Here is a 12741-nt window from a genome sequence, read left to right as displayed (position 1 = left end):
CTTCGATGCATAGATAAATGCCGCCCCGCGGCACCGAGGTGGTCGACGAGGCCGGGCTCGCGGCGCTGCGCGCCTGGCTCCGCCGCCTCCTCCGCCGCCAGAGGTCCGGCGGGGATACCCGAGCCGGACGCTCCGCGGCCGCCGCGAGCGCCGGCCGCGGAGCTCCCAGCGGAAATCCCGTGCGATTTCGATACGTTGTGACCTGTCCTGCCGCGATCGGCGAAGCCGGCGCCATCCGAGCCCGGCCTGCGGCGCCCGCGTCCGTCGTTCACCCGCCGAGCAGCGCAAGCGGCGATCGGCCGACGCGTCGCCGCTCCCACGGCATGCGAGCTCGCCTCGATCGGCGCACGCCTCCGTGCATCGCGCCGCGCCGGCCGTGAACGCGAGTTGACAGATGTCCAATCGAGGCGCTCGCAGCGCCCCCCGAAGAGCGTGTCGCGCGCTCGGCACGAACGGGCCTCTCTTCACAGGTGGACGCCAGATCCAGTCGATCAGTTTTCATTCACCGGAGCTTGACGGTCGCGCTCGCATCGAACACTGTTCCGCCTGCATCGAAGCTGGCGCTGCCCGGATGGCACGCCGCCGGCCGCTTGCAGGATCACGCTTGTTTACTTGCATCCCCGTCGGTGCGACGCGGCGATTGACGATGTCGTGACGGAGAGGATCGACTCAGCCTGGAGTCGCGGTGCACGCTGCTCGTGCGCCCTGAGCCGGCGCTCTCCTCATTTCAAAGAAGAAGGTTGGTTCATGACGTTGGTTTCCAGGAAGATGAAGCTCAGAAGTCTGGCTGGCGCGCTCGCTGGTTGTGTCGGTCTCGTCGCCGCGCAGGCGTCGGCGGGCGTGGTCGTCGGCAAGCCGACCCCGCACGGCAACACGGCGTACCCCGAAGCCGGGACGACGATGGCACGGAAAGGGACCTTCACGCTGGTGGGCGCGCTTCAGGAGCACGTGAAGATCAGCGGGGAGGCAGAGCCCACGTTCCCCAGCACGATGCAGGGCGCCGTCTACTTGATGAACGGGACGAGCACCACGCCCGAGCGCGTTTACCAGTTCCCGGGGGTCGACCAGCACGACCTCCAGGCCGGGAGCCAGCTCGCCATCTCGAACAACGTCCTTGCGTTCGCGACGCGAGGCCCGAACTCCTCCTCTCCGCTGGCGAACTCGGTGTTCATCGCCCGGAAGATCAACGGCTCATGGGCGCAGTGCCCCCTGGTCAACGGTCAGCGGAACTGCCACGACGCGGTGCGCGAGAATGGCCAGAACATCAGCCGCGCGCTCACCCGCATCCCGCTCACCTACCCCGCGAACATCAGCTTCAAAGACATCGCGCTCGCCCTGTCCGACGACTACCTCGTGATCGGCTACAGGCGACACAGCGTGGTCGAGATCTACCGCTACGACACCTCGAACGACGAGTGGATCCCCGAGCATTCGCTCGACGAGCCGGACGAGCGCTTCACCGGCGCTGCGGTCGCGATCGACGGCGACCTGGTCGCGGTCGGATCGCCGTGGTCCGATGGTGGCCAGGCCGGGGTCGAGCTCGGCTCGGTCCGCATCTTCCGCAGGAATGCCAGCACCACCACCTGGAGCTCCGTGGCCGGCGCGTACGGCCACTTCTCGACCGGCGCCTTCGGCCGAAGCCTCGCCATGGCCTCCGGGAACCTGGCCGTCACGTCCGGCGCGACATTCCTCGTCAACAACGTCATGCCGCAGCAGCACATCTCGTTTTACCGGGTGGCGGCCGACGGAACGCTCTCTGCGCATCAATCGTTGCAAACCGCCTACCCTCACGTTCATCTGGCGCTCGACGGCGACACGCTGGCCAGCACGGTCAGCAGTGGAGCCGAGGGCCTTTCGATCTACAAGCGCGACGCCGCGTCGGGGCAGTGGGCATACGAAACCGGTCTGATTCGCGACTTCTACAAGAGCGTCAACAGCCCCTACGATGGGTACGGCGGCATCGATCCCATCGGCCTCGTAGGTGATGACCTGGTGCTCGGCTGGCGCGCCTTCTCGAACCTGCTGGGCGGCGTGATCCACGAGAAGGTCAGCCTGATCGACAATTGCCGAGATCCTCTGAACCTCGTGACGAACTGCTCCTTCGACAATGTGACCAACACCGCGCTCACGGGGAGCCAGAGCAGCAGCGGCTGGCAGCTCCTCAACTGGAACGGTGGCTCGACGTGGGCGGATTTCACCGGCCGCCAGATGCGCATCAACGTGCAGCAGCCCGGCTCCGACATGTGGCACATCCAGGCTCGCACCACGGTCAACTTGCCGCAGGCGGGGCGCTACCTGCTGACGTTCCGCGCCAAGGCGGACGACGTGCGCACGTTCGTGGTGAACCTGGGGCGCAACGGCAACAGCGACAACAACTGGACGAGCTACGGTCGCGTGACCGCGGCGGCGGGCCCCGAATGGGTCACCTACTCGTTCGAGCTCCCGAACGTCCCGCAGGATTCCGCGGCGCTCCTCGACTTCAACGTCGGCAACGCGGGGACCGCGGCCGTCACCGTGGATAGCGTGAAGCTCGTCCGTCTGACGCAGTGATCTTGGGCCGCCACGGCCAGCGCGCCGGCATGTCCCGCTGCATGTCGCGGTAGCTGGCCTGGCGGGCGCCCCGCTCGGCCACACCGGAGCCGCCCTCGGCGGCGACGCAGGCGCAAGGCGTGAGAATCGCTGCTGTTTCCGGCGATCGTTCGCCATCGGCCGGTCTCTCTGGCGGGGCTCTTCGGTCACGGCGGCTCGTGTCTGCACCTGTCGCGCGCACCCGCGAGGGGTATGCTGGCGGGCATCGTGGACTGGGATGACGTGCGCCATTTTCTCGCCCTCGCCCGGACGGGCTCCGTTCGCGCGGCGGGCTCGATGCTCGGCGTGAGCCACTCGACCGTGGCGCGGCGGGTCGAGGCCCTCGAGACGCGGCTCGGCGTGAAGCTGTTCGACCGGCACCGCGATGGGTACCTGCTGACGGACGCGGGCGACGAGATGGTCTCGGGGGCGGAGCGCGTCGAGCGGGAGATGGCCGCGCTGGAGCGCGGCCTCGCCGGGCAAGACGCGCGGCTCGAGGGGCCCGTGCGGGTGACCTGCACCGACCCCTTCATCGCGAGGATCCTCCTCCGCGCCCTGGCCGGCCTCTGCGAGCAGCATCCCGGCATCGAGCTCGAGCTGGATGCCGATGCCAAGAACCTGGATCTGTCGAAGCGCGAGGCCGACATCGCGGTGCGCGCGCTCCTCCCGAGCGCGTCCCCGCCGGAGCACCTGATCGGGCGGCGGCTCGTCCCCATCACCCTCTGCAACTACGTCGCGACCGCGCACGCTGCCCAGCTCGACCCCGAGCGCGGCGCGCGCCCCGCGCGCTGGATCGGATTCAACCTGCGCAAGACCGTCGAGGAGCTCGTCGCGTCGTCGAGCTATCCCGAGGTTCCGATCTGGGGCACGTTCGAGTCGATGGCGATCATGATGGAGGCCGCACACGCGGGCCTCGGCCTCGTGATGCTACCGACGTACGCCGGCGATCCGGAGCCAGGGCTCCAGCGCCTCGCGAAGCCGGACCTGCGCTACGTCGCCGACTTCTGGCTCCTCAGCCACCGCGACCTCCGGGACAACGCGCGCCTGCGGGCCGCGCGCGAGCGCATCACCGCGGCGATGGCAGAGCGCGCAGCGCTGTTCCGCGGCGAGGCCGAGGGGTGGCGCGAAACTGCGCCCGTGCGTCACGAACTTGCACCGGGCGCAGACGCGCCGCGTGCATAGAATCGTCGACCACGATGAGCACCGACGCCAAGTTCTGGGACGGCATCGCCGAGAAGTACGCCGCCAAGCCGGTGGGGAACGTCACGGCCTTCGAGCGGAAGAAGGCCATCACCCGCGAGCACCTGCGCCCGGGCTCGACAGTCCTCGAGATCGGCTGCGGCACCGGCTCGCTCGCCCTGGAGATGTCGCCGTTCGCTGGCCACATCCACGCGATGGACATCTCGTCCGAGATGATCCGCATCGCCAACCAGAAGAAGCAGGTCCAAGGCGTGACCAACGTCACCTTTCGCCAGGGCACGCTCGACGGACGTGCTCCGTATGAGCCCGAGCACTTCGACAGCGCCTGGGCTTACTCCATTCTCCACCTCGTCCCCGATCGGAGGCGCACCCTCGAGACAATCTTCGATCTCCTCAAGCCCGGCGGCTCGTTCATCTCGTCCAACGTCTGCCTCGGCAGCACCTGGGTACCTTACGGCGCGATCATCACGGTGCTGCGCTGGTTCGGGAAGGCGCCGGTCGTCCATGTCTACGATCGCGAGACGATCCTCCGCGAGATGCGCGAGGTAGGGTTCGTCGAGATCGAGGAGAGGGAGGTTGGTGCTGGAGGGATGGTTGCGTTCGTCGTGGCGAAGAAGCCGGGGTAGCGCGGCGCGCGGCCTGTGCGGCCACATGACCGGAAAGCCGGCGTTTTCGCCACACGTAGACGCTTGCATCTCGAGAGCGAGCACGACGTCGAGGAGGACGACGAGCCCGAGGCCGCGCTCTGTGCCTCCGCCGTCTCGGGACGAGAGCCGCCCGCCGGTCCGCAATGGCTCCGCGGGCTCTCGCCGTCTTCTCCGAGCGCGCTCGCGTACGACAAGCCGCTGTGCGCTGCGCTCGATGGCTTCACCTTGCACGCAGCGACGCGCGCCGGTGCGCACCATGCCGCGGCGAGGGAGGCGCTGCTGCGTTGCGGACGGACACGTGTGCCCACGGCACGCCGATGCGCCCCCTGGCGCGCGCGGCGCCGCCCGGGCCACGCTCTTTCGACCCAGGACCGAGCCATCACGACGCTCGCGGCCCCATCCTGTCGGTTTGCTGCGCTGCATTTCCTCGCGCTGCGCTCCGGCTTGACTTGCCTGCGCGCTCCGGCTTGATTTGCCTACGCGCCATGGCGGAGATGAACGGCACACGATGGTTGTTCGCAGGGTTGCTTGGGATGATGTTGGCTTTGCCCGCATGCTCCGATGACACGCAGGAAGGTTCGGGCGGCAGCAGCGGGGAGGGAGGCGGCAGCAGCAGCGGGGAGGGAGGCGGCAGCAGCGGGGAGGGAGGCGGCAGCAGCGGGGAGGGAGGCGGCGGGACGGGGGGATTCACGTTCACCGGGCTGATCACCGGAGAGACGGTCCCGGAGGACGCCAAGGTGGTCGTCATCTGGCCGGTGAGCTCAAGCAGCCCCGACTACGCCGTCAGCTTCGGCAAGGGGAGCGTCTCCGGCGCGACGTTCACCGTCGGCCTCGGGTCGGCGCCGCCGCGCGTGGCGATCAACCGGAGCGGCGTCGGCGTCGGCATCGTCGCGCTCCTTCCGCCGGGCAGCCAGCTGCCCGAGGGCAAGCTCGACCCCGAAACGGTCGATATAACGCTGCTCGGGGTGAGCCCGCGACACGCGGTCATCTGGCGCGACGCCTCCGGCGAGGGCCTCGGCTGGTCCGACAGCTTCCCGGACGGGTTCGCGTGCGGCAAGTGCGTTGACTCGCCGCCAGGCGAGGGGTTCGACTTCTACGAGCCGGTCGACTGCTCTCAGGTCGAAGTCCAGACCACCACGGACGCGGATTCGCTCGATGGCTGCAACTGGACCTGACGTGGCGGCTTGCTCACGGCGCGCGCTTCGCCGCCGGCAGATGCCATCTCTTCAGGAGGCGTCTCGCCCGCATTCCCGGCGCCGAGCTGGTATCCATCGCGGATGCCGGTGGCCGCGTGGACGGGGTACCCGAGGCTCCGGAGCCGGTCCACGTCGCGCCGGACGCTGCGCTCGGTGATCTCGAGCTCGCGGGCCAGCTCCGCGCCCGTCCAGAGGCGCCGGGATTGCAGCAGCGACGGCAGCTTCAGCAGCCGCGCGGAGGTCTGGACAACGTACCACCTCTCTCCTTGCGGACCGAATCTGTCCGCAATCCGGTGTAGCTTCCTCTCATCCCTCGGGCGGGGCGTCCCAAGGCGTCCCGCCCCCATCCCTGGAGCTACCGCCCATGAGCAATGCGGCTTCCGAGCACGCCACGACGACCCCCGGCCCCCGGACCTACAAGGGCAGCTGCGCTTGCCGCGCCGTCCGCTTCGAGGCCGACTTCGACCCGAGCGCCGGGACGGCGCAGTGCAACTGCACGATCTGCGCGAAGACGAGGTGGTGGGGCATCATCGTGAAGCCGAGCGCCTTCCGTCTGCTCGCCGGCGAGGAGGTCCTCGGCGACCACTCGCGATCGGAGGCCGGCCATGCCCGGTTCTGCAAGACCTGCGGCGTCCGCGTGTTCGGGCACGGCCACCTCCCGATGCTCGGCGGCGATTACTGCTCCGTGAACCTGAACTGCCTCGACGACGCGGACCTCACCGGTGTCCCGGTGGTGTACGTCGACGGGCTCCACAACACGTGGGAGCGGATCGGCGGCACGACGTACGTGGATCCGTTCTCCGCCGCAAAGGGGGCTTGAGGAATCAACGGACACCTATCTTGACACCCGCCGCTCAATCGGCGCACATGAGCTGATCGATGATCTTGAAGGTGTCGACGATCGTGGCGTAACTGGCGTCGACGTCGTTGGTCGACGTCGACAGCGACATCACGACGACGCGCGAGCCGTCGTCGCTCACGGCGTTCCGGGTCGCGTAGCCGAGCGTGTCGCCGGGGTGGCTCCAGTATCCTCCGCCGCAGCTGGTCGGGATCCACGCGATCCCGAGGCCATAACCGATGCCAGGCGCGATCGGGTCGAGGGCCGGCGCCGGGATCGTGTCGTGGAGCTCCGCCATCTGCTCCGGCTCGAGCAGCGAGCCTTCGCTCAGCGCCCGCCAGAACTTCGCGAGGTCCGCGGTGGTCGTGACGAGGGAGCCGGCGGCGCCGGCCATGCTCTGGTGCGCAATCGTGACGTCGGTGAGCGGCCGGCCGACCTCGAACTGCTGGTATGCCACGGCGTGCGGGGCAGGCAGATCCGTCTCGTCGCCCGGCTCGAACGTGCGGTCGAGGCCGAGCGGATCGAGGATGCGCGCCTCGACCTCCTCGCGCCAGTGATTTCCGGTGGCACGCTCGATGATCATCCCGGCGAGCAGGTAGTTCGTGTTGCAGTAGGCCCACTCCATCCCCGGATCGAAATACGGCTTTTGTTCCATGGCGAGGGCCACGAGAGCCTCCGGTGCCATGACGTCGAGCCGATGCTGCATGTACTCGTCGGCGGAGTTCAGCGCGGCCACCGCACCGGTGTAGTTGTAGAGGCCGCTCGTGTGCTGGAGCAGCTGGCGGATCGTGATCCGCGAGCCGTCATTGCCGTTGCCCGACACGACGCCGGGGAGCCACGTCTCGACCGTGTCGTCCAGCGACAGCGCTCCTTCCCCGGCGAGCTGCAGCACCACGACGGCGACGAACGTCTTGGTGTTGCTGCCCATGCGGAAGTAGCTGTCAAAGTCGACGGGCTGGTCGTCGCCGAGCTGCGCCACGCCGCTGCGGGCGAGGATCCGTCGGTCGCCGTCGAGCATCTCCGCGTGCACGGCGACGATCCCGCTGGCTCGAAGCTTGTCCACCCCTTCCTGGAGCAGCTCGTCGTAGGTCGTGTCGCGCTCCTCGAGGGTCGTGTCGCTCTCCTCGGGCGTGCTGCTCGGGCAACCCAGGATGAGCGACGTCATGCAGAAGAGCGGAATCGAGAACCTGTTGAGTGTCATGTCCGTGTGTTCCCTCTCGACCTGGTTCCGTTCAATGGGTCTCGCGATTTCGTCGACGTCGCACCATCGCGCTGATTGGCGGCCCGCGTCGTGCCGCTGCGGGTGCCTGTGGCGGCCTGCGATGCGAGCCGGTCCATCTGCCGGGGGCTCCCGCGTCACACCGGGCGCCCTGGAGGCGTCGCCCCGGCGCTCCGAGCAGCTCGCGTGCCGATGGCAGATGCGCGCAGCCCCGCATCGCCCGGATGCGCGGGCGCGACACCACCCCGCGCAGCCACGGAGGAGGCCGACGAGGAGCCGCTCGCCGCCCGGATCCGGGCAGCTCACGGGACTTGATGCCGGCACCGGGCGCGATCCTTCAGGTAATTTCGTCAGGGCGTCCGCGGCCCGCTCGTCTCGCCGCCTGGTAGCGTCTCTCGGCCACGTCTCGGGTGCGCCGAGGCGCAACCCTCCGGGAGCTGGGGAGAGCGTGACGACGGATCGCCCCCCCTGGATCCCCCCGTGTCAGAGAAGTTGTCGCCTCATGACCCGAGGCTCGCGTCGCTGGACGGCCCCGCCGCTACTGGCTCGCGCCGATCTTGTGGAGGAACGCGTAATATTCGTCGACCTTGTCTCCCGGGACCACGTCGACGCCGGTGTTCACCCGGCTCGAGTCGTCCATCATCAGGGGGGAGAGGATCTGCTTGGTCGCGTCGAGGCCGATGATCTTGATGCCGTAGATGATATAGGGAGCGAGGTAGCCCTCGTAATACTGCCGCTGGGTGTGGGTGGCCTTGATGCGCCCCTGCCGCATGTACTCGACGGTCGCCGGGTCGAAGTCGAACGCGACGATGGGGAGCTCCGGCTTGCCCACGAGCTCCGCGAGCATCGCGCACCTGTACGAGATGTCGAACAGGCCGGCCATGCCCACGACGGGCGGATCCGCCCGCTCGAACAGGAACTTCATCCAGTCGATATCGACCTGGTCCTCGCTGTCGAAGAAAGCTTGAGCCACCACGACGTTGTAACCGGCGCCCTCGAGCACCTCCTGGGCCCCCTGCGTCCGCTCGATCCCGTCAACCCACCCCCCGATGCCGTGGCCGTGGATCATCACCGTGCCTGGCGGCGGGGGCAGATGCGCGAGCAGGGTCTCCGCCGCCGTGGCACCGGCAGCCCGGTTGAGGGTCCCGACGTACAGCGCGCGCTTGTCGGTCGCCACGTCGGTGTCGAGCGTGACCACGTGGACCCCCTCCGCGACGGCCTCCGCGATGGCCTCCTGCTGGGCTTCGCCGAAGGGCGCGACGCCGATCCCTTCGGCGCCGATCGCCACCATCTCCCTGATCTGCTCGGCCTGGATGACCTGCCCTTCATTGTCGTTGTTCCCGGCGGGCCCGAACACGTTCCCCGTGACCCCGAGCTCACTCATCGCCCGATTCGCCCCCGTGGCGATCGGCGCAAAGAAGCCGGAGATGTTCTTCAGCAGGATCGCGATGTGCATCGGCTCGATCGGGTTCTTGTTCATCTCGGCGACCAGGTTGTCGATCGTCGCCTCGAGCTGCATCGGAGTGAACTCGTTCGCCGGAGTCGGCGCTCGTATGAGGAACGCAACCTTCTCGCCTTCGTCGGCGCGGTCGCTCGCTCCGCACGCCGCTGTCATCAGTGTGAGCCCGATGACCGCCATCCGACATCGCCCCATCATCTCCATGAGACCCCTCCTCGCCCGTAGCGCGGTCGGTTGCGGCCGACGGTGTACGCCTGATCGTCAGGGATACGCCGCCGACGAGCGAGCTGTCAAGAGACGTGACAGCGATTCACCCTGTATGAAAAGAAACGGCGACTTCCGTGATACCGACGCGACGCAGGACACAATCGCCATGCGCGCTCGCAGCCCACGATGGATCCCGCTCGGCGGGAGAAGGTATCAAGTGAACGTCGGTGCGCCGGAATGGACCGGCATGGCGACGGGTACGCGATAGACCCACCGCGCCTCTCATCGCATTCCACCACGCCACGGCGGCCACGCTCCGGCCTCGCTCGGCGGATCGGCAGGCTCAGCGCTGCGAGGGTGCCCGTGACGCCGCTCTCCGTCAGCCAGAGGTCCGGTCGGGAGCCTAACCCGGCCCAGCGGTCGAGCTCCGGGCCTGGGCAGCTCGCCGCGACCGAGCCGTCGCCTCGGGCGGCCGTGGTCGCCTCGCTCGCCGGCACCCTGAGCCGCGCTGCCCTCGGTGCGCCTCCCGCGCACCACGTCACCGCCTTGCGGACATGTCCTCGGCAGCAACCCCACAATCAGGAGATTCGCATCGAAGATCCCATGTGCGTCGCCTCACTCGTCATCCAGATCGGGTGGGCGCGGACACGCTCGTGCCATGCCGGAGCAGATGAGCCGGCGCGTCACCTCGATGATCGACCTGGGTCGTTCACGCGAGGGGCGAGGGCGGCCGATGACCTCGGTAGGTCGCCCTCGGCCTCAGCCAGGTGACGCGAGTGGCGGCTCGAGCGTCAGCGCGAACTGCACGAACGTGAGCTGGGGCGTCGACCTCAATGACAATACCGGATTTTCCTGGAGCGTGGCCGGCGGCGCCGGCGGCGCTGCGGACCTCTATGTGAAGATCGCGGTGCTGTCGCAGACCAGGGCGATGAGCCTCTGGTTGAACGGCAGCCAGATCTCCGTCATCAGCTCCACCGCCACGGAGAGCCCGCGACCGAGCGGGAAGGAGCTCGGCCCGTTCCCGGTGACGCTGCAGGCCGGCAACAACACGGTGGAGCTGCGGGATACACAGGGCACTGCGGAGTTCGACGTGCACGGCGTGCGCGTCGAACCGACGAGCGCCGGCGATGATGAGCTTGAAATCGGGCTCTCGAGCGATCCCATCACGTCGTTGTCGGGCTCGGGTAATGATAATTATTTGCCGGAGGCCATCCACCTTCAGCAAGACGTGCAGGACTTCGTGCCCCGAGGCCAGTACGACACGGTGCAGGTGTTCTTCTCGCCCGGTGACAGCAAGCCGGGGGGCTGGGGGTGGGGCCCGGGGAGCAGCTACGCATCGAACTACACCCTTTGGACGACGGTGAACGGGAAGAACACGGTCGCCTCGCAATGGCTGTCCGCCGTCGACAGCGAGCCTGTGGAGGTGTTCATCCATGAGCCCATGCACGGCCTCGATGGGTTCTACGAAGAGCTGGGGATCCCGCTCCCCGAAGGGCTGCTGGATGGGGGATCTGCGCCGAATCGTTACACCAACCCCGGCATCCCCGGCCGTTCGTGGCTGCACTGGTACCGCGACTACTGGCTGGGGACCGTCATCGCCTCCGATGACACCTACCGCGGCTTCGGTCCGCGCGCGTTCGCCGAGATGACGCCGAGAGATTACGCGTTGAACTCCGCGGTGGACGAGTACAAGATCGTGCAGAACACCAGCGATAAATGTTTCCTCCCGCAAGGTGGTGCCACGATGCCGGCCAACGACACGCCGCTGGTGCTGTCAAGCAGCTGCAGCACGCTCGCCTCTTCTTTCAGGGTTCTGCCCAGCGGCTTGCTCAAGCATGTTCCGAGCGGGCTTTGTGTTCACCCGAATCAAGGGACCGCCTACAACAACGTTGGCCTGATCCTCAACAACTACTGCGGTCCCGAAGCACGCCTCGCTTTCGACGTGACGTCCGGTGGGAGCCTGCAAAACAGCGAGACCGGCCGCTGCGTTCACCCGCAAGGCGGATCGGCCACCCCGGCCGAAGGAACCAGCCTGATCTTTCACGACGGTTGTGATGAAGCGCGCCTGCGCTTCGATCTCGTGTTGCAGTAGAAGGGTCGCGCGCCGCCAGGACTGCGGCCGCGGTCGGGGAGCCCGGGCGCGGCGAGCGGTCGGTTGCGGCGGCGTCTCCGGCGCGCCGCCGGAGCGCTCCGGGGCGCTCCGGGCGTCAGCTTCGAGCTGGGGCCGCGCGGCCGCGCGGCTCAGGCGTCCTGCACGACGACGCGGTTCATGCGGATCGGGGTGACGGGCCGATCGCTTCCGTCGGTGGGCGCCTTCTCGATCTTGTGAACGACGTCCATGCCCTCGATCACGCGGCCGAACACGGGGTGCTTCGACGGGCCGGGCGTGAAAAAGTCGAGGTAGGCGTTGTGGACCGTGTTGATGAAGAACTGGCACGAGCCGCTGTTCGGGGCGCCCGTGTTGGCCATGGAGAGCGTGCCGGGCTCGTTCGAGAGCCTGGCGTTCGCCGGGTGCTCGTCCTTGATGCAGCCGTCGGGCCCGTCGCCCGTGCCCGCCAGCCGGCTCTTCGGATCGCGGCTGTGCGGACAGCCGAACTGGAGCATGAAGCCGTCGATGACGCGGTGGAAGTGCAGCCCGTCGTAAAACCCGCTCTTCGCGAGCTTCAGGAAGTTTCCGGCGGTGACGGGCATCTTGTCGAGGTAGAGCTCGATCTTGATGTTGCCCAGGGAGGTCTCGAGGAGCGCGGTCGGGTTGGCCATGGGCGAGCAGGGTAGGTGAAGGCGCAGGCTGGCGGCAAGGGCCGGCGAGGCGCCTCGTGCGGGGCCGCCCTGGGCGACGCGCGCCGCGCGCGGTGGCGCGCCCCTCGAGGACCCGCTCGTGGAGCGGCCTCTGCCGGCGGCGCGCCCCCCCTGCCGCGGCCCGTGGCGGCCGCGCCGGGGCGCGTGCTAGAAGGACCCCATGGCAAACCTCCCTTCACTCGATGATTCGACGTTCGATGAGGCGATCAAGAGCTCCGGCGAGCCGGTGCTCGTGGACTTCGGCGCCACCTGGTGCGGGCCGTGCAGGCAGCTCGCCCCCATCGTCGAGGGCATCGCGAAGGATTATGCGGGCAAGCTCAAGGTGTTCACGGTGGACATCGACGCCGCGCCGAAGTCCGCGCAGCGATTCACCATCAGGAGCGTCCCCACGTTGATCCTCTTCAAGGGCGGCGAGAAGGTAGGTCAGGTCATCGGCCTCGTGCCGCGCGACAAGATCATCAAGCAGCTCGGCCTGTGAGCGAGCGCCTCTGATCGCTCCGGGCCGCGGCGCCCGGGCGTCGCGGTCGACCGCGCGCGCCTGGGCGTCGTGCTCGACCGCGCGCGCCTGGGCGTCGTGCTCGACCGCGCGCGCCTGGGCGTCGCGGTCG

At 68.3% G+C, this 12741-nt stretch carries 10 protein-coding genes and 1 pseudogene; 7 read left to right on the top strand and 4 right to left on the bottom strand.

The window, feature by feature from the left end; genetic code table 11:
• Positions 1-651 precede the first annotated feature (651 nt).
• The 4 genes from WMF24_RS34715 to WMF24_RS34700 all read left to right on the top strand — a co-directional run bounded on the left by WMF24_RS34715 (position 652) and on the right by WMF24_RS34700 (position 5590).
• The gene (locus WMF24_RS34715; RefSeq protein WP_437731738.1) at positions 652-2550 is read left to right on the top strand and encodes a carbohydrate binding domain-containing protein; all 1899 of its coding nucleotides are present in this window, start codon (positions 652-654) and stop codon (positions 2548-2550) included.
• Positions 2551-2796: 246 nt separating this feature from the next.
• Positions 2797-3750: a LysR family transcriptional regulator gene (locus WMF24_RS34710; RefSeq protein WP_437731737.1), complete on the top strand. Its 954-nt coding sequence runs from the start codon at positions 2797-2799 to the stop codon at positions 3748-3750.
• A gap of 14 nt (positions 3751-3764) precedes the next feature.
• Positions 3765-4394 (top strand): class I SAM-dependent methyltransferase, encoded by a 630-nt coding sequence (locus WMF24_RS34705; protein WP_437731736.1) that lies wholly within the window; start codon positions 3765-3767, stop codon positions 4392-4394.
• 506 nt (positions 4395-4900) lie between these two features.
• Positions 4901-5590 carry a hypothetical protein gene (locus WMF24_RS34700; RefSeq protein WP_437731735.1) on the top strand — a complete coding sequence of 230 codons (690 nt, stop codon included), beginning with the start codon at positions 4901-4903 and terminating at the stop codon, positions 5588-5590.
• A 53-nt stretch (positions 5591-5643) separates the two neighbouring features.
• Here WMF24_RS34700 and WMF24_RS34695 read toward each other — a convergent pair.
• A pseudogene (locus tag WMF24_RS34695) lies at positions 5644-5901 on the bottom strand (helix-turn-helix transcriptional regulator); the annotation flags it as partial.
• A gap of 74 nt (positions 5902-5975) precedes the next feature.
• Between WMF24_RS34695 and WMF24_RS34690 the strand changes: the two are divergent.
• Positions 5976-6431, top strand: coding sequence for a GFA family protein (locus tag WMF24_RS34690; RefSeq protein WP_437731734.1), 456 nt, complete (start codon positions 5976-5978; stop codon positions 6429-6431).
• A gap of 34 nt (positions 6432-6465) precedes the next feature.
• Here the strand turns inward: WMF24_RS34690 and WMF24_RS34685 are convergent, their stop codons facing one another.
• Both WMF24_RS34685 and WMF24_RS34680 read right to left on the bottom strand, forming a co-directional pair.
• Entirely contained in the window at positions 6466-7650 is a 1185-nt protein-coding gene (locus WMF24_RS34685) for a serine hydrolase domain-containing protein (RefSeq protein WP_437731733.1), read from the bottom strand.
• Between the two features lie 556 nt (positions 7651-8206).
• Positions 8207-9187, bottom strand: a complete 981-nt coding sequence (locus WMF24_RS34680; RefSeq protein ID WP_437731732.1) for a sugar ABC transporter substrate-binding protein — start codon at positions 9185-9187, stop codon at positions 8207-8209.
• Between the two features lie 958 nt (positions 9188-10145).
• Here WMF24_RS34680 and WMF24_RS34675 point away from each other — a divergent pair.
• Positions 10146-11426 (top strand): RICIN domain-containing protein, encoded by a 1281-nt coding sequence (locus tag WMF24_RS34675; RefSeq protein WP_437731731.1) that lies wholly within the window; start codon positions 10146-10148, stop codon positions 11424-11426.
• Positions 11427-11575: 149 nt separating this feature from the next.
• On the opposite strand, the gene WMF24_RS34670 is transcribed toward WMF24_RS34675, so the two are convergent.
• On the bottom strand, positions 11576-12094 hold the full coding sequence (locus WMF24_RS34670; RefSeq protein WP_437731730.1) for a peptidylprolyl isomerase: 519 nt from the start codon (positions 12092-12094) through the stop codon (positions 11576-11578).
• Between the two features lie 199 nt (positions 12095-12293).
• On the opposite strand from WMF24_RS34670, the gene trxA reads away from it, so the two are divergent.
• Positions 12294-12611: a thioredoxin gene (trxA, locus tag WMF24_RS34665; RefSeq protein ID WP_437731729.1), complete on the top strand. Its 318-nt coding sequence runs from the start codon at positions 12294-12296 to the stop codon at positions 12609-12611.
• Positions 12612-12741: the final 130 nt, after the last annotated feature.

It is taken from the genome of Sorangium sp. So ce1335, assembly GCF_051521615.1.
GTDB lineage: Bacteria > Myxococcota_A > Polyangia > Polyangiales > Polyangiaceae > Sorangium.
This window is presented reverse-complemented; position numbering and strand designations above follow the sequence as displayed.

Bases quoted from the DNA above. Each gene is read 5' to 3' on its own strand.
- trxA (WP_437731729.1), top strand. From the start codon at position 12,294: ATGGCAAACCTCCCTTCACTCGATGATTCGACGTTCGATGAGGCGATC.
- WMF24_RS34685 (WP_437731733.1), bottom strand. From the start codon at position 7,650: ATGACACTCAACAGGTTCTCGATTCCGCTCTTCTGCATGACGTCGCTC.
- WMF24_RS34680 (WP_437731732.1), bottom strand. From the start codon at position 9,187: ATGCAGCTCGAGGCGACGATCGACAACCTGGTCGCCGAGATGAACAAG.
- WMF24_RS34690 (WP_437731734.1), top strand. From the start codon at position 5,976: ATGAGCAATGCGGCTTCCGAGCACGCCACGACGACCCCCGGCCCCCGG.
- WMF24_RS34700 (WP_437731735.1), top strand. From the start codon at position 4,901: ATGGCGGAGATGAACGGCACACGATGGTTGTTCGCAGGGTTGCTTGGG.
- WMF24_RS34670 (WP_437731730.1), bottom strand. From the start codon at position 12,094: ATGGCCAACCCGACCGCGCTCCTCGAGACCTCCCTGGGCAACATCAAG.
- WMF24_RS34705 (WP_437731736.1), top strand. From the start codon at position 3,765: ATGAGCACCGACGCCAAGTTCTGGGACGGCATCGCCGAGAAGTACGCC.